The organism is Streptomyces sp. NPDC056231 (assembly GCF_048270745.1).
Classification (GTDB): Bacteria; Actinomycetota; Actinomycetes; order Streptomycetales; family Streptomycetaceae; genus Streptomyces.
In genome coordinates, this window is sequence record NZ_JBLVKW010000001.1 from 144,733 (window position 1) to 165,512 (window position 20,780).

Below are 20,780 nucleotides of genomic sequence, written 5' to 3' on the forward strand. Positions count from 1 at the left end.
GCGTCGGGGTCACCGACGGCTGCCGGAGTGCGTGGCGGCGGCGCGGGCGGCGATCGCCTGCCGGTAGAGCTCCGCGGTGCCGATGGCCGCCTGCTTCCAGGTGAACCGGGACAGCACCCGTTCGCGGCCCGCGGCGCCGAGCCGGGCCCGCAGTTCCGGGTCGCCCAGCAGCCGGGCGAGTGCGGAGGCCAGCGCCCCGGCGTCGGCGGGCGGCACGGCCAGGCAGGTCTCGCCGTCCGGTCCGGCCACCTCGGGGATCGCACCGCCGGTGGTGGCGACGAGCGGGGTGCCGGTGGCCATGGCCTCGGCCGCGGGCAGCGAGAACCCCTCGTACAACGAGGGGACACAGGCGATCTCGGCGCTCCGCACCAGGTCGACGAGTTCGGCGTCGCTGATGCCCTTGACGAACTCGACGGCGTCCTGGAGTCCGTACCGCTCGATGGCCTGCGCGACCGGTCCGTCCTCGGCCCGCTTGCCGACGACCACGAGGTGCGCCTGCGGGTTCTCGGTACGGAGTTCGGCGAGCGCCTCGACGAGGTGGACGAGGCCCTTCAGCGGGACGTCGGCGCTGGAGGTCGTGACGATCCGGCCGGGCACCTCGGCGACCGACGGGTCGGGCGACCACAGGTCGGTGTCCGCACCGATGTGCACGACGTGGATCCGGTCCTGCCGCACTCCGAGGTGGTCGACGATCTCCTGCTTGGAGGAGCCGGAGACGGTGAGGACCGACGGCAGCCGGCGCGCGACCCGCTTCTGCATGCGGGTGAAGGCGTACCAGCGGCGCACGGAGGCTCGGCGGCGGCGGCTTTCGGCGGCGTCCAGCTCCAACTGCCGGTCGACGGTGATGGGGTGGTGGATGGTGGTGACGAGCGGGGCGCCGAGATCCGCCAACAGCCCGTACCCGAGGGTCTGGTTGTCGTGAATGATGTCGAACTCGCCACGACGGGCGGCGAGATGACGGCGGGCACGGAGGCTGAAGGTGAGCGGTTCCGGGAAGCCGCCGGTCCACATGGTGGCGACCTCGGCGGCGTCGATCCAGTCCCGGTACTCGCCGCGCTTCGGGGTGCGGAACGGGTCGGGCTGGCGGTAGAGGTCCAGGCTCGGCAACTCGGTGAGCGGGACGCCCTCGTCGAGTACGGGATAGGGCTGGGCGCCGATCACCTCGACGCTGTGGCCGAGGCGGGCGAGCTCGCGGCCGAGGTGGCGTACGTACACACCCTGACCGCCGCAGAACGGGTTGCCCTTATAGGTGAGAAGTGCGATGCGCAGAGGTCGCCCGTCGGCACTGTCCGACGCGTGGCCGCCCGCACGGGGGCCCGCTTCTATGGCCTCAGCGGTCACACTCGGCCCCCTTCTCACTGCGTGTTCGCCGGAGCGTAACCGCTCACGCTAATCTAGAACAAGTTTCAGACTGGATCGTTCAATGAGCTACGAATCTACCGGCAGGTAGCGTCGACGCAACGGCCGGATCAGGTGATTCGCGCCACCACCGGACACCCTGGCATGCTGTGCGCCGCCGGGGCCCAGACGCCTCCCCGGTCGTGGACAGAAGCCATGGATGGGGACACATGACAGCGGAAGCCAAGCCGGCATCGCCGCCCCTGACGGAACGGCAGGAGGCCCGCCGTCGTCGCATTCTGCACGCCAGTGCCCAGCTCGCCAGCAGGGGCGGTTTCGAGGCGGTGCAGATGCGTGAGGTGGCGGAGGCCGCCGGGGTCGCCCTCGGCACGCTGTACCGGTACTTCCCCTCCAAGATCCACCTCCTGGTCGCCACCATGCAGGACCAGCTCCAGCGCATGCACGGGACGCTGCGCAAGCGCCCCCCGGCCGGGGACGACGCGGCGGCGCGCGTCGCCGACACCCTGATGCGGGCATTCCGCGCGATGCAGCGCGAACCGCATCTGGCGGATGCGATGGTGCGTGCGCTGACCTTCGCGGACCGCAGCGTCAGTCCCGAAGTGGACACCGTCTCGCGGATCACGACGGCCATCATCCTGGACTCGATGGGGCTCCAGCACCCGACGCCGGAGCAGCTGTCCGCGGTCCGGGTCATCGAGCACACCTGGCACTCGGCGCTGATCACCTGGCTGTCGGGGCGGGCGTCGATCGCGCAGGTGAAGATAGACATCGAGACGGTGTGCCGGCTGATCGACGTGACGACTCCGGACGCCCCCTGAGGGTTGGTTCGTCATCAGCCGCGGACAGCTCCTGGCGGACCTGCCCCGAGGCCTCACCTGTCGACCACACACCCCTCACATCTCTGTGCCGGGCGCCCTCGAATCTCTCCTAGCATGAACCTGACCAGCACCGATGGAGAGGAAGACATGACTGACGAGTCAGGCATGGCAGGCGGCACGGCGGACGGGCAGAACCTGGGCGTCCACCCCGGAACGGCGCCGGGGTACGGCGTCGGCGCCCAGGCCCCTTACGGCTACGGGTACCCCACGGGCGCCGCGCTGCCCACCGGCAAGGCGACTGCCTCGATGGTGCTCGGCATCGTCGGACTGCTGCTCGTCCCGATCGTGGCGCCGATCATCGCCCTGTGCCTGGGCATCTCGGCCCGCCGCATGGCGGACCGTGGCGAGGGCGGCGCCCGCGGCCAGGCGACCGCCGGAATGGTGATGGGGATCATCGGCTGCGCCTTCGCCTGCCTCGGGTTCCTCGTGGCCACGATCCAGGCGGTCAGCGGCGTCTGACATCGCCGACGGCCATCCGCCCGGGCGGATGGCGCGACGGTGACGGGGCGCGGTCCTCCCGGGCCGCGCCACCCTGCCCCCGGCTCGGGCCCATGTGCGACCCCCACATGTGCACCGCGTCAGGTGGGGGCCCCTGCACCATGTCGACAACGGCGCGGGGTTCATACGGTTCGGCGACATCACAGGAACCCCGCCGAGGAGCCGGTCACCATGCGTCGCAGAGCCACAGGCACCGTCCACCACCGCAGACCCCTCTCCGCGCTCGCCACACTGGCCGCCGCCGGCGTCCTGCTGACCGGCTGCACCGCCGCCGGCAAGGCGGGCGAGTCGGACACCGCGTCCGGCAAGGGCGCGAAGGACCAGACCGTCGACGTGGGGCTGGTCTACTCCCGGACCGGGCTGCTAGCGGCCTACGGAAAGCAGTACCGCGACGGCTTCATGGCGGGTCTGGACTTCGCGACGAAGGGCACCGGCAAGGTGGCCGGACACCGCATCGAGGTCACCGAGCAGGACGACGCGGGCGACCCCGGCAAGGCGGTCGCCGCCGCGAAGAACCTCATCGGCAAGGGCTACAAGGTACTGGCAGGGACCACGGACTCCGGGGTCGCCCTGCAGATGGCGCCGCTCGCCGCGCAGAACAAAGTGCTGTACGTCAGCGGGCCCGCCGCCACCGACGCCGTGACCGGGATCAACGACTACACGTTCCGCTCCGGCCGGCAGTCCTACCAGGACATCCTCACCGCCGGAGCGATGCTCGGCGGGGCCAAGGGCAAGAAGGTCACCGTGCTGGCCCAGGACTCCACGTTCGGCCAGGCCAACGTCGCCGCGGTGAAGGCCGTGCTCGGCGGCCAGGGCGCGAAGGTGGGTTCCGTGCTGGCCCCGCCGAGCGCCACGGACCTGACCCCGTTCGCCCGGCAGGTAAAGGCCGCCGGTCCCGATCTGGTCTTCGTCGCCTGGGCCGGTTCCACCGCCCCCGCACTGTGGACCGCACTGGACCAGCAGGGGGTGCCGAGCGCCTCCAAGGTGGTCACCGGGCTGGCCGGGACCGCCTCGTACCCGGTCTTCGGTGCGGCGGGTTCCAAGGTCTCGTTCCTGGCGCACTACTTCCCCGGCGCGGGCGGCGGCAACGCCGTGGAGAAGGCCATGCTGGAATCGGTGGCCAAGGCGGGCGGCACCCCCGACCTGTTCACCCCCGACGGCTTCACCGCGGCACAGATGATCGTGCACGCCGTGGAGGAGGGCAGCGCCACCGATCCCGCCGCCATGGCGAAGGCGCTGGAGGGCTGGAGCTTCGACGGGGTGAAGGGCAAGGAGCAGATCCGGGCCGAGGACCACGCGCTGCTGCAGCCGATGTTCGTGGCGAAGCTGACCGGAAAGGGCGCCACCGCGAAGCCGGAGCTGGTGAACACCGAGCCGATGGACAAGGTGGCGCCGCCCGCGAAGCCCTCGGCGGGCTGACCGGTGGCAGCACCTGACACCACGACGGATCACGGGAGCGCGGCGCACTCCGCCGCCCCCGTGCTTCAACTGGCCGGCCTCGGCTGGGGCGTCGGCGGGGCGACCATCGTCGAGGACATCACTCTAGATGTCCGCGAGGGCGAGTTCCTTGCTTTCATCGGCCCCAACGGAGCCGGCAAGACCTCACTGTTCAATCTGATCAGCGGGCTGACGACAGCCACCTCGGGCACCCTCGCGCTGGATGGTGCGGACCTGACCGGCCGTCCCGCGCACGTCCGGGCCCGGCGCGGGATCGGCCGGACGTTCCAGACGTCCAGCCTCTGGCCGGGGATGAGCGTGGCCGACCACGTCCGGCTGGCCGCCCAGGCCGCCGGGAGCGGCTCGTACCGCGTGTGGCGGCGTGCTTCCCCTTACACGGACGAGGTACGCGGCGTGCTGGAGCGCACCGGACTCGGCCACCGCGCACGGGCGCTGGCGTCCGAGCTGTCGCACGGCGAGAAGCGGAAACTGGAGCTGGCGGTGCTGCTCGTGGGCGAACCACGGCTGATGCTGCTCGACGAGCCGATGGCCGGGGTGAGCGCGGAGGAGGTCCCCGCGCTCACCGAACTGATCCGCACCCTGCACCGGGACGAGGGCCGCACCGTGCTCATGGTCGAGCACCACATGGACGTACTGCTGGGGCTGGCCGACCGGCTGGCCGTGATGCACCACGGCCGGCTGCTGGCGCTGGACACCCCCGAGGCCGTGACCGCCGACCCGACCGTGCAGCAGGCGTACCTCGGGGAGGGGCTGTGACCGCCGAAACCCTGCTCGCCGTACGGGACCTGCGGGTTCTCATCGGGGGACGGCACATCCTGCACGGTGTGGACCTCGATGTCGCCCGCCACGGGGTGACCGCGCTCCTCGGCCGGAACGGTGCCGGGAAGACCACGACCGTACGCGGCGTCCTCGGCCTCGTCCCGCGCACCGGAAGCGTCCGGCTCGACAATGAGGAGACCGTGGCGCTGCCCACCCACACGCTCGTGCGGCGGGGCATCGGTTACGCCCCCGAGGACCGCGGCGTCTTCGCCGGACTGACCGTGGCGGAGAACCTGCGGCTGGCCGAGCGGCGCGGGGCTGGTGCACCCGCGTACCCCCTCGTCCACGAGCTTTTCCCCGAACTCAAACGCCGGGAGCGCCAGTTGGCCGGGACACTGTCCGGCGGGCAGCAGCAGATGGTCGCCATCGGGCGCACCCTCCTCAACGGAAACCGGCTGATCATCGCGGACGAACCCACCAAGGGTCTGGCGCCCAAGGTGGTCACCGAGGTCGCCGAGGTGCTGGAACGGGCCGCCGAGGCGGTGCCGGTGCTGCTCGTGGAGCAGAACCTCGCCGTCGTACGGCGCCTCGCCGCGCACTGCACGGTGCTCGCCGACGGCCGGACCGCCCATCAGGGACCGGCCGGTGAGCTGCTGGGCGACGCAAAGGCGGCGCGCCGGCTGCTGGGCGTGGGGCACGGCCCGGCCGCCCCCGTCCCGTCCCTGAACGCACAGGAGGATTCCTGATGTCCACCCTTGTGCTGCTCACCATGACCGGACTCGGTCTGGGGGCGCTCTACTTCCTGATCGCGTCGGGGCTTTCGCTGATCTTCGGTCTGATGGACGTGCTCAACTTCGCGCACGGGGCGCTGCTCTCCATCGGCGCGTACGGCACCTGGTGGGCGGCGTCCGGCAACCTGCCGGGCGCGGGCCCCGGCGGTGCGGGCTTCGTGCTCGCGGTCCTGTTCGGTACGGCGGTGGGCACCGCTGCCGCGGTGCTGCTGGAGCTCACCGTCGTCCGCCCGCTCTACACCCGGCCGCGCGAGCAGGTGCTCGCCACGGTCGGGGTGGGGCTCGCCGTCCCGGCGCTGCTGTCGGGCATCTGGGGCTCGGACGCCCGGACCTTCCCCGGGCCCGAGGCCCTGTCCGGCACTTTCTCCCTGCTGGGCGCGGAGGTGCCGGTCAACCGGCTGGTGCTGATCGCGGCGGCGGTCGTGGTGCTGATCGCGCTGCGGCTCTTCCTCGGACGGACCCGGCACGGGCTGGTCGTACGGGCTGGGGTCGAGGACCGGGCGATGGTGACCGCGCTCGGCATCGACGTCCGCAGGGCGTTCACTCTCGTCTTCGCCATCGGTGGCTGCGCCGCCGCGCTCGGCGGGGCGCTCGGCGGGCTGTACTTCGGCTCGGTCGACCCCCGGCAGGGCACCTCGCTGCTGATCTTCGCGTTCGTCGTGGTCGTCACCGGGGGCATGGGCTCGGTGACCGGCGCCGCCGCGGCGTCCGTCGTGATCGGCCTGGTCCAGCAGTTCGCCAACTACTACACCGCAGCGGGCCTCGGCGACCTGGCCGTCGTCGTCCTGCTTGCCGCGCTGCTGCTCGTACGGCCGCGCGGACTGACCGGGAGGCTCGCGTGAGCACCGTGACCGGGACACCCGACCGCACGAGCGGAACACCGGCGGCTCCGTCCGACGCACCGGTGCCCGCGAACACGGCCCGGCTGCTGCGCTGGTGGCCGGCCGTCGTACTGGTGCTGCTGATCGTCGCGCCCTACAGCGCGCTGCCGCTGCCGGGGCTGCTCGACGGTCCGCTGGGCAGTCCGGGCAGCCTGCAACTCCTCGCCACCTGCCTGCTGTTCGGCGCCCTGGCCACCGGCTACGACCTGCTCCTCGGCCGGACCGGGCTGCTCTCCTTCGGGCATGCCCTGTACTTCGCGGCAGGCAGCTACGCCACCAACACCATCATGCTGGAGGCCGGACTGCCGTTCGCCGTCTCCGCGCTGGTCGGCGTCTGCTTCGGAATCGTGCTCGCACTGGTGCTGGGATCGGTGAGCCTGCGGGTCACCGGCATCGGTTTCTCCATGGTGACGCTGGCCTTCGCCCAGGCGGGCTCGATCCTCGTCTCCCGCAATCCCGGCGGCTTCACCGGCGGCGAGGAGGGCCGGGCCGCGCCCGCCGAACTGCTGCCGTCCGGGCTCGTGGGCATCGAGCACACGGCGAATCTGTACTGGCTCGCGCTCGGCTATCTCGTCCTCACCCTGGCCGTCGTCCACTGGGCGGTCCGCTCCCCGACGGGGCGGGTCTGGGAGGGCATCAAGGAGAACGAGCGCCGGGTGGAGGTGCTGGGGCTGAAGCCGTACGGGTTCAAGCTGACGGCGTTCGTCCTGGCCGGTGCACTGGCCGCGCTCGGCGGGCTCGTCCATCTGCTGCTCACCGGCGGCTCCACGCCCCAGACGACGACGTCGGACTTCACCCTGTCGCTCCTGGTGATGGTGGTGCTGGGCGGCTCGGGCACCCGTTGGGGACCGATGGTCGGTGGCATCCTCTACACGTGGGCCGACCACCGGCTCGGGGATCTCGCCGGATCGGGCGCGGTCGCCGACCTTCCCGCGGTGCTGCGGGTGCCGCTCTCCCAGCCGCTGTTCCTGCTCGGTGTGGTGTTCGTGGCCGTGGTCCATCTCCTGCCGGGCGGGCTGGCACGGCTGCCGTCCCGGATACGTTCCGCATTCCGTGCGACCAGTGAGGGCGCACCCGCCCAGAAGGAGGACCGGCGCTCATGACCGCGTACGAGGAAATACATGTCCCGGTGATCGGGGGCGAGCTGGCCGCGCTGCGCTGGCCGGCCCGGGAGCCCGGTGCGCCGGTGGTCGTCGCGCTGCACGGCATCACGGCCAACGCGCTCTCCTGGGGCACGGTGGCGCGGCTGCTGGCCGGGCAGGTCACGCTCATCGCCCCGGACCTGCGCGGCCGGGCCGGAAGCTCCGGGCTGCCCGGACCGTATGGCATCGCGGCGCACGCCGATGACATCGCGGCCCTGACCGGGGCGCTCGGCCTGGACCGGGTGGTGCTGGCCGGTCACTCGATGGGCGCGTTCGTGGCGGCGCTGGCTGCCGTACGGCATCCGGAGCGGTTCGGTCCGCTGCTGCTCGTCGACGGCGGGGTCGGCTTCCCCGCCCCCACCCATCTCTCCCCGGACGAACTGATGACGGCGGTGATCGGCCCGGCCATGGACCGGCTGTCGATGACGTTCCCCGACCGGGCCGCCTACCGGGAGTTCTGGCAGGCGCATCCCGCGTTCGCCGGGGACGCCTGGTCGCCGGAGGTGGACGCGTACATCCAGCGCGATCTGACCGGCGACGAACCGGCGATGCATTCGACGTGCCGGATCGAGGCGGTGCGCACCGACGGCATCGGTCTCTTCGACGACGAGGTGCTGTCGGCGGTACGGAAGTTGCCGGTGCCGGCGACGCTGCTGTGGGCGGCGCGCGGTCTGATGGACGAGCCGCAGGGACTGTACGACGTGCAGCGGCTGGCGGCCGCCGGCCTCTCCGGCACCCCGCTGGAGCCGGTGGCGGTGCCGGACGTCAACCACTACACGGTGCTCACCGGGGACGCCGGTGGACGGGAGATCGCCGCGCGACTGGTGGCACTCTCGAACAGGCCCTAACGCTCCTGGCCGCCCGCCAACAGGTTCAGCCGGAGCGCCAGCTGAAGCTCCAGCGCCCGGTCCGGCTCGTTCCAGTCGCGGCCGAGCAGCACCTGGATCCGGTCCAGCCGTTGCACCACCGTGTTGACGTGGACGTGGAGTTCGTCCTTGGCGCGGACGAGGCTGCCGCCGGCGCCGAAGTAGGCGCTCAGCGTGCGTACGAGGTGGGTGCCGCGCTGGGCGTCGTACCGCAGCAGGGGGCCCAGCGTCGCGGTGACGAAGCCGTCGACGTCCTGCGCGTTGCCCAGCACCACGCCGAGGAAGCCGAGTTCGTCGACACAGGCGCCCTCTCCGGTACGGCCGAGGACGCGCATGGCCCGCAGACAGCGTGCCGCTTCGGCGTATGCGGAGGCGAGCTGCCGCGGTCCCTGGGCCGGACCGGTGGCGGCCACGGTGACGGGGGCCTGGACGAGCTGCCCGAGCTGAGCGGCCGCCGCCCGTGCTGCGTCCCCCGCATCGGGTGCGGGGTCCCCGTCTCCGGCGCAGCCGATCAACAGCACCACGGTGCCCGCGTGTTCGGCGCTGACACCGTGGATCTCCCCGCCGAACAGATAACGCAGGGCTGCGGCGCAGAGCTTCTCCCGGGCACCCGCCTCGGCCACCAGCAGCAGATGCGGGCGGTCCAGGTCGATGCCGAGGCGGCGGCCGCGTTCGGCCAGTCCGGCGGGGTCGCGGTCCGCGTCGGTCAGCAGATCGTTGATCAGCTCGCCGCGTATCCGGTTCTCGGTCTCGGCGACCGTGCGCCGCAGCAGCAACAGCAGGCCGGTGACCACGGCGGCGCGTTCGAAGAGCCGCCGGTCCGAGTCGTCGAGCCGGCCGTGCCGGTGCAGAACCAGACTGGCCAGGAGTTCCTGCCCGGCGAGTACGGCGCAGATCCACCGGCCGTCGCGGTGCACGGCGCGCGCTCCGGTGCGGGACTCCTCGGCGGTCCCGACCAGCCATCCGGCGTCCACGGAGTCGGCCGCGAGACCCGCGCCGTCGGGCCGGACGGCCGCCAGCGGGCGCCCGCCCGGGTCGTGGATGGTCAGCGGGGAGTCCAGCAGCCCGGCGACGGCCGCCGCGACGTCCTTGACGTCACCGCCGCGCAGCACCAGGTCGGTCAGCCGGTCGTGCGCCTCCTCGGCCCGCTGCATGGCGGCCGAGTGCGCGCGTACCGCCGCGTTCGCCTCCGCCAGCTCGGCGTTCGCCTCCGCGAGTTCGGCGAGGGCGGACCGGGTGTCGGCGAGGGCGCGGGCGGTGTCGATCGCGATCGCGGCGTGCGCGGCGAGCGAGCAGAGCAGGGCGACCTCGTCGGGGCTGAAGACGCGCGGCGCGCGGTCGGCGGCGAAGAGGACGCCGATGACCTTCCCCGTACCGCCACGGCTGGAGCCGAGCAGCAGGGGCACGCCAAGAATGGCGACGAGCCCCTCGTCGAGGACCCCGGCGTTGATGTTGCGGGTGTGCCGGAAGCGGTCGTCGGTGCGGTAGTCGGGGGTGGCGTACGGACTCGCGGTCTGGGCGACCAGGCCGCCGAGACCTTCGCCGAGCTCCAGGCGCAGCCGCTGGAAGAGGACCGAGACCGAACCGTCGGTCACCCGCATATAGGTGTCCCCCGCCTCCTCGTCGGGGAGCGTGAGATACGCCGTGTCCGTGCCGAGCAGCATCCTGGCCCGCCGGACGATCGCCTTCAGCACGTCGTCCAGATCGCGGGAGGCCGCCAGATCGCCCGCGGTGTCGAAGAGCGCGGTGAGCTGGAGCTCACGACGCCGGTGCTGGCGCAGGGCGCCCCTGATCCGCAGGGCGGTGGCGGTCGCCGCCTCCACCTCTGCGAGTTCGCCCGCGGGCACACCGGCCGCCCGCGCCTTTGAGGAGATGGCTCCCAGCGCCTCGGCGGGGGCGTCCTCGGCCAGCAGGTCGAGGAGGAGGCGCAGGTGGGGCGCGGCGGAAGGAGTGGGTGCAGACATGGGCAGCCATCGTTCGTCGGGAGGGGCGGGGAGCCGGGAGGGTCAGTTGGCGGTCCAGCCGCCGTCCATGGAGAGGGAGGTGCCGGTGATGTGGGAGGTACCCGGTCCGCACAGCCAGAGCACCGCCCCGGCGACGTCCTCGGGTTCGATGAGGCGCTTGATGGCACTGCGTTCCAGCATCACCTTGCCCACCACCTCCTCCTCCGTGATGCCGTGGGTACGGGCCTGCGCCGCGATCTGGTTCTCGACCAGGGGCGTGCGTACGTAGCCGGGGTTGACGCAGTTGCTGGTCACTCCGTGCGGTGCTGCTTCCAGGGCGACCACCTTGCTCAGTCCCTCCAGTGCGTGCTTGGCCGATACGTATGCCGATTTGTACGGGCTGGCGCGCAGCCCGTGGACGGACGAGATGTTGATGACGCGCCCCCAGCCGCGTTCGTACATGCCGGGCAGGGTGCGGCGCAAGATGCGGAACGGTGCTTCCACCATGACGCGGTGGATCAGGGCGAAGCGGTCCGGTGGGAATTCGTGCACGGGGGCGACATGCTGCAGCCCCGCGTTGTTGACCACGAGGTCCGCGTCGTCCGGCAGGGAGTCCACCGCCTCGGGCACGGACAGATCGACGACCCGGGCCGTTCCGCCGATCCGCTTCGCCAGCTCCTCCGCCGCTTCGGCTGCCTTGTCCACGACGTACACATGGGCGCCCGCGGCGGCGAGAGCCTGCGCGCAGGCCTGTCCGATGCCACTCGCCGCACCGGTCACCAGGGCGGTGCGCCCGGCGAGGAACCGGTCTGCGGGCGGGGGGACGGTGAGCGGGGCGGGCCCGGGTTCCGGGCGCTGGGGAGTCTCCATGGTCGTCACCGTAAGGAGGCGGAAGCCCACGTCACACGGGGTCGGTGCACACACCGATGCGTGTCGGCATGGTGCCGGCGTACATGGTGCGGGACGACAGGGCACTCAGTGGGCCGTGTCCGGCGTCGCCCGCTGCCACGCGGCCGGACTCTCCTCCAGCTGTGCCACCGAGGAGGCGCCGACCAGCGGGACGGCCGGGACCTCGCCCCGTCGTCCGGTGCGTGCGATCACAAGGCGGAGGGCCGCCCCGATACCGGTCGTATCGGGGCGGCCCGGCAACGCAGCGAGCGTGCGTGCCGGACGCCGCCCGGCAGACGGGACTTGCGGAACACGCCCTAGTCCTCCGGCGGGAAGACCACCTCGCCCGAATCGGCCAGCGTCAGCGTGATCGCTTCGACGGGACATCCTTCCGCCGCCGCGAGCACCCGCTCATTGGCGTCGGTCTCCGGATCGCCCGGGTGGGACTGACGGGCCGAGTCCAGCCGGAATCCGTCCGGAGCGTGGTTCACGCACATCCCGGAGCCGATGCAGACGCTCCGGTCGACCTCCACATGCCAGCGGTCCCCCATCACGCCTCCTGCGGGCCGGGCTGCGCGGGTTGGTACCCGGCGGGCAGATGGATCATCTTGTGCTCGAAGTACTCTCCGTACCCCTCGGGTCCGAACTCCCGCCCCAGGCCGGAGTTCTTGTAGCCGCCGAACGGCCCGAGCATGTCGAGGCTGAAGGTGTTCACGCTGTACGTGCCCGTCCTCACCCGGCGGGCGATGTCGATGCCGCGCTCGGTGTCGGCGGTCCAGACGCTGCCGCTGAGCCCGTACTCGGAGTCGTTGGCGATCTTCACCGCCTCCGCCTCGTCGCCGTACGGCAGCAGGCAGATGACCGGCCCGAAGATCTCCTCGCGGGCGATGCGCATGGAATTGTCGACGGATCCGAAGAGGGTCGGCTCGACGTACCAGCCGCGTTCCTGGGAGGCCGGACGGCCGCCGCCCGTAAGGACCTTGGCGCCTTCCTCCTGACCGATCCGGATGTAGTCGAGGGAGCGCTGCTGCTGGCGCTGCGCGACCAGCGGGCCGAGTTCGGTGGCGGGGTCGAGCGGGTCACCGACCTTCAGCGCACCCGCTGCGGCGGCGAACGCCTCGGCGGTCTCGTCGTAGCGGGAGCGCGGGACGAGGATGCGGGTCTGGGCGACGCACGCCTGGCCGTTGATCATCCAGGCGAACGGGACGATGCCCGCGACGGCCGTGTCCAGATCGGCGTCGGGAAGGATGACAGCGGCGGACTTGCCGCCGAGCTCCAGGGTGACCCGGGTGAGGTTCCGGGAGGCGACCTCCATGACCCGGCGGCCCGCCGCGACCGAGCCGGTGAACGACACCTTGTCGACGCCGGGATGCCCGACCAGGTACTCGCTGACCTCACGGTCCGCCGGAAGGATCGACAGCACCCCCTCCGGCAGCCCCGCCTCGGCGGCGATCTCGGCCAGGATGTAGGCGTCCAGCGGGGATTCGGGCGAAACCTTGAGCACGGCGGAGCAGCCGGCCAGCAGGGCGGGCGCGAGCTTGGCGGCAGCGGTGAACTGCGGGACGTTCCACGGCACGACGGCCGCGACCACCCCGACCGGCTCCCGGCGCACCAGCAGCGGCCCGAGAGCGCCGTCGCGGCGCTCCTCGTACGGGAAGGTGCGGGCGACAGTGATCGCCGCGTCCCACACCATCATCGCGGCGAGCGACTGCACCATCACGCTGGAGCTGTACGGAGTTCCGTTCTCGGAGCTGATGACGCGGGCGATCTCCTCGTACCGCACGGCGAACGCGTCCTTGATCCGCGTGACCACCTCGATCCGCTCGTCCAGGGACGCGCGCGGCCAGGGCCCTTCGTCGAAGGCCCGGCGGGCAGCGGTGACGGCCCGGTCCACATCCGCTTCGCAGGCGTGCGGCACCCGGCCGATGACCTGCTCGGTGTGGGGCGATATCACCTCGATGACGTCCCGGCCGAGCGGATCGACCAACTCCCCGCCGATGAACAGTTTTCCGTGTTCCACAAGCTCGGTCATGGCTGCTGCCTCCCGCGACCCGGCACGTACCGACTCCGCACCTGACTTCACACCTGACTCCGTGTCAGAACTGATATCAGTTCCAGTTCCAGGAGTCCACGCATCGGACATCCACCACATCTTCCCCTTCGATCCGCGGTGACCGGGGGAACTACGTTCCCTCGCTGACCCGTTGACCCGAAACCGATAGCCGTCCTGGGCTACTAATGGAACGAGTTCTCGTTACAGTGGGCGTGGCGCAACACAGCCGCGGGCGGGGACGGGAGAGGGGAAGCCCCATGACACAGGTGACCGAGCACGGTGGCGGCGTGTGGTCCATCAAGGTCCCGATCCCGGACAACCCGCTCGGCCACACCCTGGTGCACGTCCTCGACACCGATCGCGGGCCGGTCCTCGTCGACACCGGCTGGGACGACCCCGACGCCTGGGACACCCTGGTCGCCGGAGTCGCCGCCGCGGGTGTGGACATCGCCGGCATCCACGGCGTGGTCATCACCCACCACCATCCCGACCACCACGGACTCTCCGGACAGGTCCGCGAGGCGTCGGGGGCGTGGATCGCGATGCATGCCGCGGACACGGCGATCGTGCGCCGTACCCGTGAGTCCGAACCGGGCACCTGGCTGACCTACCTGGCGGCGAAGCTCGCCGCGGCCGGCGCACCCGAGGAGCACCTCGCCCCGCTGCGCGCCGCCCGCACGGGCGGCGGCCGGATGCGCACGCTACCCGGACTGCGCGCCGCCCTTCCGGACCGGGAGATCGTCCCCGGCGAGCTGCTCGACCTCGCGGGCCGGCGGCTCCGGGCGATCTGGACGCCGGGCCACACCCCCGGCCATGTCTGCCTGCACCTGGAGGAGGACCATCCGGCCGATCTGCCCGGCCGCGGCCGCCTCTTCTCCGGCGACCATCTGCTGCCCGGGATCAGCCCCCACATCGGGCTGTACGAGGACCCGGACGACGCGGCGGTCACCGACCCCCTGGGCGACTACCTGGACTCACTGGAGCGCATCGGCCGGCTCGGGGTCGCCGAGGTGCTGCCCGCCCACCAGCACGCGTTCACGGACGCGGCGGGACGCGTACGGGAACTCCTCGACCATCACGAGGAGCGGCTGACCGGACTGCTCGCTCTGCTCGCCACCCCGTTGACGCCGTGGCAACTGGCCGAGCGGATGGAGTGGAACCGGCCCTGGGAACAGATCCCGTACGGCTCGCGGAACATCGCCGTCTCCGAGGCGGAGGCCCATGTGCGCCGGCTGGTGAAGCTGGGGCGCGCGGAGGCGGTGCCCGGCAGCGGGCCGGTGACGTACGTCGCGGTGTGAGGCAGCCCTCCGCCCGAGGTGAGCGTGCTACGTCCCGGTAGAGTGTGCGAGTCGTCATCATGCCCGTTCAGGGGGAAGCCGGTGCAAATCCGGCACTGACCACGCAACCGTGAGCCGCCGACACAGCGGTGAGTCGGGCTGCCCTGTCCGCGGTCGTGACCGGCTCGCGTCACCGGAACCCCGGTGACCGGCACCGTCGAGGAATACGGGGCCGGAGCCTGGTGCCTGTGTGTGCCTGTGCCCGGTTCCCCACAGGAGAGGCCCAGCCCGCCATGACCGTACGCCGCAGCGCAGCAGCGCTCGCCGCCATCGCCACCGTGCTCTGTGCGGCCGCTGCCCCGGCCGCGGTCGCGGCGCCGTCTCCCTCCCCCACCCCGTCCGTCGCGCTGCCCTCCGGGCTGTACGGCACCAAGGACCCGACGTACGACGGGGTCTGGCGGCAGTCGCTGGCGTTCCTCGCCCAGCGCGTCGAGGGGGTCGTGCCCGCGACGAAGTCGGTGGACTGGCTGATCGCCCAGCAGTGCGCGAACGGCGCCTACGCCTCGTACCGCGCCGATGTCTCCAAGGCGTGCGACGCCAAGACCACGCTGGACACCAATGCGACCGCCGCCGCGGTGCAGGCGCTGGCGGAGGTCGGCGGGCACGGCGACATCGTCAACAACGGCGTCCGCTGGCTGAAGTCCATCCAGAACGAGGACGGCGGCTGGGGCTACAACCCGGGCTCCCCCAGCGACGCCAACTCCACCTCGATCGTGATCGGCGCGCTGGCCCGGCAGGGCCAGCGGATCGGCGACATGACGAATCCTGGCGGCAAAACCCCGTACGACGCGCTGCTCGCTCTCGCGATCCCGTGCGGCGGCCCGGACGGCGGCGCGTTCGCCTACCAGCCCGACAAGGGCGGGAAGCTCGCCGCGAACGCGGACGCCACCGCGGCCGCCGTGCTCGGCTCGATGGGCAAGGGGATGGCCGCCGGAGACAACGCCGCGGTCGCAGGCAAGCCGCCGGCCTGCCGGAAGGGCGACGTCGTCAAGCCGGAGCAGGCCGCCCGGAACGGCGCCTTCTACCTCGCGGACGCCCTCGCGAAGAACGGCAACCACCTGAACCTGCCGCCGATGCCGGGCGCCGACGACACCACCCCGCAGCCCGACGTCGGCAACACCGCGGACGCGGTCGTCGCCCTGGCCTCGGCCGGCCACAAGAACAAGGCGGCCGGCGCGGTCGGCTGGCTGCAGAAGAACTCCAGGAGCTGGGCCGAGGAGGGCGGCCCCGCCGCCTACGCCCAGCTGGTCCTGGCCGCGCACGCGACCGGCGCCGACGCCCACGACTTCGGCGGCGTCGACCTGATCCGGGAACTGAACGCGAGCGGACCCGCGCCCGCCGCCGTCATCACGCCCAGTGAGACCCCGGACGACTTCTCGGCCGAGGCCGGCACCAGCGACGACGCCGGTCTCGGAGTGTGGTGGCTGGTCGGTATCGGCCTCGCCGCCGGTGCGGGTATCGGCTTCCTGATCAGCAGCCGCCGGAAGCCCCAGCAGCCGTGAACCGAGCGGGAAATCGTGCGGGGAATGCGTTCGGCGGACGGGTGGCCGTCGCGCTGCTGCTGGTGCTCGGCGCCGCTCTGACCGTGCTCGGCGCGGGCACCGCCCATGCGGCCGGCTACCGCTACTGGTCGTTCTGGGAGGGCAAGGGGTCCGGCTGGGCCTATGCCACCCAGGGCCCCTCGCTCGTCCGGCCCGCCGACGGGTCGGTGCAGGGCTTCCGGTTCTCCGTGAGCGAGGACTCCCAGGACTCGGCGAAGCCGCGCCGCGCCCCCGACTTCGCGACGGTCTGCGCGGACACCCCCGCCAAGGGCGGCACCAAGCGCGTCGCGCTCGTCATCGACCCCGGCGCGCCGGCGGACGCCCCGGCCGGGGAGACACCGCCCGCGCTGCGCACCGCCTGCGCGCAGGTGGCCCCCGGGGCGAGCACCGCCGAGGCGCTCGCCTCGGTGGCCAAGCCGCTGCGCTACAACAGCGATGCCCTGCTCTGCGCGATCTCCGGCTACCCCGCCTCGGGCTGCGGCGAGCAGGTCTCCGGCGGCGGGCACACGGCGTCCGCCTCTCCCTCGTCCACCCACCCCGGGAACGGGCGCAGCGGTCCGTCCACCGGGGTGCTCGTCGGGCTCGGTGCCGTCCTGCTGCTCGGCATCGCCGCCGTCCTGCAGGCCCGCCGCCGACGCGGATGACCGCCTCCCCCGGCGCGGCCCGGCTCAGCCATGCGCTGCGGGCGCCCGCGGCGACCCGCAGCAATGCCCTGCCCGCCGGGGCCTGGTGGCTGTGGGCGCTCGGGCTGGCCACCGCCGCGTCCCGGACCAGCAATCCGCTGCTGCTCGGACTGCTGGTGGGCGTGGCCGGGTATGTCGTGGCGGCGCGCCGTACGGACGCGCCGTGGGCGCGTTCGTACGGGGCGTTCATCAAGATCGGGCTGTTCGTCGTCGCCGTTCGGCTGCTGTTCTCCGTCTTCCTCGGCTCGCCGATCCCCGGTACGCACCTGGTGTTCACTCTCCCTGAAGTCCCGCTGCCGGACTGGGCGCAGGGCGTCAGGATCGGCGGCCGGGTCACCGCCGAGCAGCTGCTCTTCGCGCTGTACGACGGGGCGAAGCTGGCCACGTTGCTGATCTGCGTCGGCGCGGCGAACTCGCTCGCCAACCCGGCCCGGCTGCTGAAGTCGCTGCCGGGTGCGCTGTACGAGGCGGGAGTCGCCGTCGTCGTCGCGATGACGTTCGCGCCGAACATGGTCGCCGATGTGGCGCGCCTGCGCACCGCACGTCGGCTGCGGGGCCGCCCGACCGGGGGCATCCGGGCCGTTCTGCAGATCGGACTGCCGGTGCTGGAGGGTGCGCTGGAGCGGTCGGTGGCGGTGGCGGCGTCGATGGACGCGCGCGGGTACGGGCGTACGGCGCAGGTCCCGCCCGCCGTCCGGCACACCACGAACGTCCTCACCCTCGGCGGTCTGCTGGGGGTCTGCGCCGGTACCTACGGCCTGCTGGCCTCGCAGGGTGCGGTCTACGGGCTGCCGCTGCTGCTCGCCGGGCTCGTCGCCGCTGCGGCCGGGCTGCGGCTCGGCGGCGCCCGCTCGGTCCGTACCCGCTACCGGCCCGACCGGTGGGGTGTGCGGGCCTGGCTGGTGGCGGGGTCGGGTGCGGTGGTCGCGGCGGCGATGATCCTGGCGGGCAGCGTCGACCCGGAGGCGCTGCACCCCGGGGTCGTCCCCCTGGTCGCGCCGGTGTTCCCGCTGTGGCCCGCTGCGGCGGTGCTGATCGGGTTGCTGCCCGCGGTGGTGGCGCCCGCGCCACCACCGGCGGGTGGTCCGGCCGACGCTCCCGTCGCGCACTCCGAGAAGGGACAGTGATGATCCGGTTCGAGCAGGTCTCGGTGCAGTTCGAGGGCATGGCGCACCCCACCCTGTCCGGCGTCGATCTGACGGTCCCGGAGGGTGAGTTGGTGCTGCTCGTCGGTCCGTCGGGGGTCGGCAAGTCGACGCTGCTGGGGGCCGTCTCCGGTCTCGTGCCGCACTTCACGGGCGGCACGCTGCGCGGCCGGGTCACGGTCGACGGCCGCGACACCCGTACTCACAAACCACGCGAACTCGCCGATCTGGTCGGCACGGTGGGCCAGGACCCGCTCTCCCATTTCGTCACCGACACCGTCGAGGACGAGCTGGCGTACGGCATGGAGTCGCTGGGGCTCGCCCCTGACGTCATGCGGCGGCGGGTCGAGGAGACCCTCGACCTGCTGGGCCTCGCGGGACTGCGCGACCGGCCGATCGCCACGCTCTCCGGCGGCCAGCAGCAGCGGGTCGCGATCGGCTCGGTGCTGACCCCGCACCCCAAGGTGCTGGTCCTGGACGAACCGACGTCCGCTCTGGACCCGGCGGCGGCCGAGGAGGTCCTCGCGGTGCTCCAGCGGCTGGTGCACGACCTGGGCACGACGGTCCTGATGGCGGAGCACCGGCTGGAACGCGTCGTCCAGTACGCGGACCAGGTCGTCCTCCTGCCGTCGCCGGGCGCCGCACCCGTGACGGGTGCGCCCGCCGACGTCATGGCCGTGTCGCCGGTCCACCCGCCGGTGGTCGCGCTGGGACGGCTGGCGGACTGGGAACCGCTGCCGCTCTCCGTGCGTGATGCGCGACGCCGGGCGACCGGGCTGCGGGAACGGCTGGCGTCGGCAGAGCCGCCGTCGGCCGTCCCGTCGGCGGCGCCCGCCGCCCCGGCACCGCTGCCCGACGCCCCGGTACGGCGTGGGCTGTTCGGACGCCGTCGCGCACCCGGTGCAGAGCCCGCTCCGGGTCCCGCGGGGGAAGCAGCCGTCCGGGCCGAGGGTCTGGGGGTGCGGCGCGGTCGCGTCGAGGCGCTGCGCCGGGTGACGTTCTCCGTCACGCCCGGCGAGACCGTCGCCCTGATGGGCCGCAACGGCGCGGGCAAGTCCACACTGCTCGCCACCCTCGTCGGCACGGTCGAGCCCACGGCCGGCACCGTTCACGTGGGCGGCCTGGCTCCGCACCGTACGCCGCCGCGCGACATGGTGCGCCGGGTCGGACTCGTACCGCAGGAACCGCGCGATCTGCTCTACGCGGACACGGTCGCCGCCGAGTGCGCGACGGCTGACACGGACGCGGGCGCCGCGGCGGGCAGCTGCCGGGCCCTGGTCTCCGAGCTGCTGCCGGACGTGCCGGACGACACCCACCCGCGCGACCTCTCCGAGGGGCAGCGCCTCGCCCTGGCTCTGGCGATCGTGCTGACCGCGCGCCCCCCGCTGCTGCTGCTCGACGAGCCGACGCGTGGTCTGGACTACGCGGCGAAGGCCCGCCTGATACGCGTGCTGCGCGGTCTGGCCGCCGAGGGCCATGCGATCGTCCTGGCGACCCACGATGTGGAGCTCGCCGCCGAGCTGGCCCACCGGGTGGTGATCCTCGCCGACGGGGAGATCGTCGCTGACGGGCCGACCCGGCAGGTCGTGGTCTCGTCCCCGGCGTTCGCACCGCAGACCGCGAAGATTCTCGCCCCGCAGGAGTGGCTGACCGTGCCGCAGGTGCGCGCGGCACTGGGGGCGGAGGCATGAAGCACCGGGAACGGACCGTACGAGCGGCCGAAACACCGGGGGCCCGGCGCACGGTCGACCGGCAGGCGCGGGCGGTGCGGCTCGGGCCGCGTGCGATCGCCGCGCTCCTCCTGATCAGCGCGATCGGTGTCGTCGCCATCGGCTGGCCGCTGCTGGCCGGCGCGGACTCGGGCCTCGCGCACTCCCAGGACGCGCCTTGGCTGTTCGCCGCACTGCTTCCGCTGCTGGTCGGGGTGGTCGTCGCGACGATCGCGGACTCCGGCCTGGACGCGAAGGCGGTGGCGATGCTGGGTGTGCTCGCCGCGGTCGGCGCCGCGCTGCGCCCGCTCGGCGCGGGGACGGCGGGCCTGGAGCCGATGTTCTTCCTGATGGTGCTGAGCGGCCGGGTGCTCGGCCCGGGCTTCGGGTTCGTGCTCGGCTCGGTGACGATGTTCGCGTCCGCGCTGCTCACCGGCGGGGTGGGCCCGTGGCTGCCGTTCCAGATGCTGTCGATGGGCTGGTTCACCATGGGCGCCGGGCTGCTGCCGGGCCAGGACCGGCTACGCGGGCGGGCCGAGCTGCTGATGCTCGCGGCCTACGGAGGTGTGGCGGCGTTCGCGTACGGCACGGTGATGAACCTGTACGGCTGGACGATCGTGCCGGGCCTCGGCTCGGGCATCTCCTTCCATCCCGGTGACCCGCTGACCGAGAACCTGGTCCGCTTCCTCGCGTACTGCCTGGCCACTTCGCTGGGCTGGGACCTGGGACGGGCCGTGCTGACCATGGCGCTGACCCTCGTCGTCGGCGGGACGTTACTGAAGGCACTGCGCCGGGCCACGCGGCGCGCGGCCTTCGAGGCCCAGGCCACCTTCGAGGTCCCCTGAGGGC

At 72.6% G+C, this 20,780-nt stretch carries 20 protein-coding genes and 1 riboswitch; of the genes, 14 read left to right on the forward strand and 6 right to left on the reverse strand.

The window, feature by feature from the left end:
- Nucleotides 1–9: 9 nt before the first annotated feature.
- Nucleotides 10–1,341 carry a glycosyltransferase family 4 protein gene (locus tag ACNPQM_RS00645; RefSeq protein WP_418082400.1) on the reverse strand — a complete coding sequence of 444 codons (1,332 nt, stop codon included), beginning with the start codon at nucleotides 1,339–1,341 and terminating at the stop codon, nucleotides 10–12.
- 227 nt (nucleotides 1,342–1,568) lie between these two features.
- On the opposite strand from ACNPQM_RS00645, the gene ACNPQM_RS00650 reads away from it, so the two are divergent.
- From ACNPQM_RS00650 to ACNPQM_RS00685, 8 genes are all read left to right on the forward strand, one after another.
- Nucleotides 1,569–2,177, forward strand: coding sequence for a TetR family transcriptional regulator (locus ACNPQM_RS00650; RefSeq protein ID WP_418082401.1), 609 nt, complete (start codon nucleotides 1,569–1,571; stop codon nucleotides 2,175–2,177).
- Nucleotides 2,178–2,324: 147 nt separating this feature from the next.
- The gene (locus tag ACNPQM_RS00655) at nucleotides 2,325–2,696 is read left to right on the forward strand and encodes a DUF4190 domain-containing protein (protein WP_418082402.1); all 372 of its coding nucleotides are present in this window, start codon (nucleotides 2,325–2,327) and stop codon (nucleotides 2,694–2,696) included.
- Between the two features lie 210 nt (nucleotides 2,697–2,906).
- The gene (locus tag ACNPQM_RS00660) at nucleotides 2,907–4,154 is read left to right on the forward strand and encodes a substrate-binding domain-containing protein (RefSeq protein WP_418082403.1); all 1,248 of its coding nucleotides are present in this window, start codon (nucleotides 2,907–2,909) and stop codon (nucleotides 4,152–4,154) included.
- Nucleotides 4,155–4,157: 3 nt separating this feature from the next.
- Entirely contained in the window at nucleotides 4,158–4,949 is a 792-nt protein-coding gene (locus ACNPQM_RS00665) for an ABC transporter ATP-binding protein (RefSeq protein WP_358859546.1), read from the forward strand.
- Entirely contained in the window at nucleotides 4,946–5,698 is a 753-nt protein-coding gene (locus ACNPQM_RS00670) for an ABC transporter ATP-binding protein (protein ID WP_418082404.1), read from the forward strand. Before ACNPQM_RS00665 ends, ACNPQM_RS00670 begins: the two co-directional genes overlap by 4 nt.
- Nucleotides 5,698–6,585 carry a branched-chain amino acid ABC transporter permease gene (locus ACNPQM_RS00675; protein WP_418082405.1) on the forward strand — a complete coding sequence of 296 codons (888 nt, stop codon included), beginning with the start codon at nucleotides 5,698–5,700 and terminating at the stop codon, nucleotides 6,583–6,585. The genes ACNPQM_RS00670 and ACNPQM_RS00675 overlap by 1 nt, the downstream gene beginning before the upstream one ends.
- On the forward strand, nucleotides 6,582–7,727 hold the full coding sequence (locus ACNPQM_RS00680) for a branched-chain amino acid ABC transporter permease (protein ID WP_418082406.1): 1,146 nt from the start codon (nucleotides 6,582–6,584) through the stop codon (nucleotides 7,725–7,727). Before ACNPQM_RS00675 ends, ACNPQM_RS00680 begins: the two co-directional genes overlap by 4 nt.
- Nucleotides 7,724–8,614 carry an alpha/beta fold hydrolase gene (locus tag ACNPQM_RS00685; protein WP_418082407.1) on the forward strand — a complete coding sequence of 297 codons (891 nt, stop codon included), beginning with the start codon at nucleotides 7,724–7,726 and terminating at the stop codon, nucleotides 8,612–8,614. Before ACNPQM_RS00680 ends, ACNPQM_RS00685 begins: the two co-directional genes overlap by 4 nt.
- Here ACNPQM_RS00685 and ACNPQM_RS00690 read toward each other — a convergent pair.
- From ACNPQM_RS00690 to ACNPQM_RS00710, 5 genes are all read right to left on the reverse strand, one after another.
- A complete protein-coding gene (locus ACNPQM_RS00690) occupies nucleotides 8,611–10,596 on the reverse strand; it encodes a helix-turn-helix domain-containing protein (protein WP_358859551.1) in 1,986 nt (661 codons plus the stop codon). The genes ACNPQM_RS00685 and ACNPQM_RS00690 overlap by 4 nt on opposite strands.
- 42 nt (nucleotides 10,597–10,638) lie before the next feature.
- Nucleotides 10,639–11,445 (reverse strand): 3-hydroxybutyrate dehydrogenase, encoded by an 807-nt coding sequence (locus ACNPQM_RS00695; RefSeq protein ID WP_418082408.1) that lies wholly within the window; start codon nucleotides 11,443–11,445, stop codon nucleotides 10,639–10,641.
- A 105-nt stretch (nucleotides 11,446–11,550) separates the two neighbouring features.
- Nucleotides 11,551–11,676: a hypothetical protein gene (locus ACNPQM_RS00700; protein ID WP_418082409.1), complete on the reverse strand. Its 126-nt coding sequence runs from the start codon at nucleotides 11,674–11,676 to the stop codon at nucleotides 11,551–11,553.
- 104 nt (nucleotides 11,677–11,780) lie between these two features.
- Nucleotides 11,781–12,014: a ferredoxin gene (locus tag ACNPQM_RS00705; RefSeq protein WP_358859555.1), complete on the reverse strand. Its 234-nt coding sequence runs from the start codon at nucleotides 12,012–12,014 to the stop codon at nucleotides 11,781–11,783.
- The gene (locus tag ACNPQM_RS00710; protein ID WP_418082410.1) at nucleotides 12,014–13,495 is read right to left on the reverse strand and encodes an aldehyde dehydrogenase; all 1,482 of its coding nucleotides are present in this window, start codon (nucleotides 13,493–13,495) and stop codon (nucleotides 12,014–12,016) included. Before ACNPQM_RS00710 ends, ACNPQM_RS00705 begins: the two co-directional genes overlap by 1 nt.
- Before the next feature lie 278 nt (nucleotides 13,496–13,773).
- Here ACNPQM_RS00710 and ACNPQM_RS00715 point away from each other — a divergent pair, with 278 nt between their 5' ends.
- The 6 genes from ACNPQM_RS00715 to ACNPQM_RS00740 all read left to right on the forward strand — a co-directional run bounded on the left by ACNPQM_RS00715 (nucleotide 13,774) and on the right by ACNPQM_RS00740 (nucleotide 20,776).
- Nucleotides 13,774–14,814, forward strand: a complete 1,041-nt coding sequence (locus tag ACNPQM_RS00715; protein ID WP_418082411.1) for an MBL fold metallo-hydrolase — start codon at nucleotides 13,774–13,776, stop codon at nucleotides 14,812–14,814.
- Nucleotides 14,815–14,845: 31 nt separating this feature from the next.
- A riboswitch (cobalamin riboswitch) is annotated at nucleotides 14,846–14,980 on the forward strand.
- Between the two features lie 106 nt (nucleotides 14,981–15,086).
- A complete protein-coding gene (locus ACNPQM_RS00720; protein WP_418082412.1) occupies nucleotides 15,087–16,355 on the forward strand; it encodes a prenyltransferase/squalene oxidase repeat-containing protein in 1,269 nt (422 codons plus the stop codon).
- Nucleotides 16,356–16,396: 41 nt separating this feature from the next.
- Nucleotides 16,397–17,038 carry an SCO2322 family protein gene (locus ACNPQM_RS00725; RefSeq protein WP_418082575.1) on the forward strand — a complete coding sequence of 214 codons (642 nt, stop codon included), beginning with the start codon at nucleotides 16,397–16,399 and terminating at the stop codon, nucleotides 17,036–17,038.
- A complete protein-coding gene (locus ACNPQM_RS00730; RefSeq protein WP_418082413.1) occupies nucleotides 17,035–18,204 on the forward strand; it encodes an energy-coupling factor transporter transmembrane protein EcfT in 1,170 nt (389 codons plus the stop codon). The genes ACNPQM_RS00725 and ACNPQM_RS00730 overlap by 4 nt, the downstream gene beginning before the upstream one ends.
- On the forward strand, nucleotides 18,204–19,913 hold the full coding sequence (locus tag ACNPQM_RS00735) for an ABC transporter ATP-binding protein (RefSeq protein ID WP_358859561.1): 1,710 nt from the start codon (nucleotides 18,204–18,206) through the stop codon (nucleotides 19,911–19,913). Before ACNPQM_RS00730 ends, ACNPQM_RS00735 begins: the two co-directional genes overlap by 1 nt.
- Nucleotides 19,910–20,776: an ECF transporter S component gene (locus tag ACNPQM_RS00740; protein WP_418082414.1), complete on the forward strand. Its 867-nt coding sequence runs from the start codon at nucleotides 19,910–19,912 to the stop codon at nucleotides 20,774–20,776. The genes ACNPQM_RS00735 and ACNPQM_RS00740 overlap by 4 nt, the downstream gene beginning before the upstream one ends.
- Nucleotides 20,777–20,780: the final 4 nt, after the last annotated feature.

Coding starts and splice junctions, on each gene's coding strand:
- ACNPQM_RS00650 (WP_418082401.1), top strand. CDS start 1,569: ATGACAGCGGAAGCCAAGCCGGCATCGCCGCCCCTGACGGAACGGCAG.
- ACNPQM_RS00655 (WP_418082402.1), top strand. CDS start 2,325: ATGACTGACGAGTCAGGCATGGCAGGCGGCACGGCGGACGGGCAGAAC.
- ACNPQM_RS00660 (WP_418082403.1), top strand. CDS start 2,907: ATGCGTCGCAGAGCCACAGGCACCGTCCACCACCGCAGACCCCTCTCC.
- ACNPQM_RS00675 (WP_418082405.1), top strand. CDS start 5,698: ATGTCCACCCTTGTGCTGCTCACCATGACCGGACTCGGTCTGGGGGCG.
- ACNPQM_RS00685 (WP_418082407.1), top strand. CDS start 7,724: ATGACCGCGTACGAGGAAATACATGTCCCGGTGATCGGGGGCGAGCTG.
- ACNPQM_RS00690 (WP_358859551.1), bottom strand. CDS start 10,596: ATGTCTGCACCCACTCCTTCCGCCGCGCCCCACCTGCGCCTCCTCCTC.
- ACNPQM_RS00695 (WP_418082408.1), bottom strand. CDS start 11,445: ATGGAGACTCCCCAGCGCCCGGAACCCGGGCCCGCCCCGCTCACCGTC.
- ACNPQM_RS00705 (WP_358859555.1), bottom strand. CDS start 12,014: ATGGGGGACCGCTGGCATGTGGAGGTCGACCGGAGCGTCTGCATCGGC.
- ACNPQM_RS00710 (WP_418082410.1), bottom strand. CDS start 13,495: ATGACCGAGCTTGTGGAACACGGAAAACTGTTCATCGGCGGGGAGTTG.
- ACNPQM_RS00715 (WP_418082411.1), top strand. CDS start 13,774: ATGACACAGGTGACCGAGCACGGTGGCGGCGTGTGGTCCATCAAGGTC.
- ACNPQM_RS00720 (WP_418082412.1), top strand. CDS start 15,087: ATGACCGTACGCCGCAGCGCAGCAGCGCTCGCCGCCATCGCCACCGTG.
- ACNPQM_RS00730 (WP_418082413.1), top strand. CDS start 17,035: ATGACCGCCTCCCCCGGCGCGGCCCGGCTCAGCCATGCGCTGCGGGCG.
- ACNPQM_RS00735 (WP_358859561.1), top strand. CDS start 18,204: ATGATCCGGTTCGAGCAGGTCTCGGTGCAGTTCGAGGGCATGGCGCAC.
- ACNPQM_RS00740 (WP_418082414.1), top strand. CDS start 19,910: ATGAAGCACCGGGAACGGACCGTACGAGCGGCCGAAACACCGGGGGCC.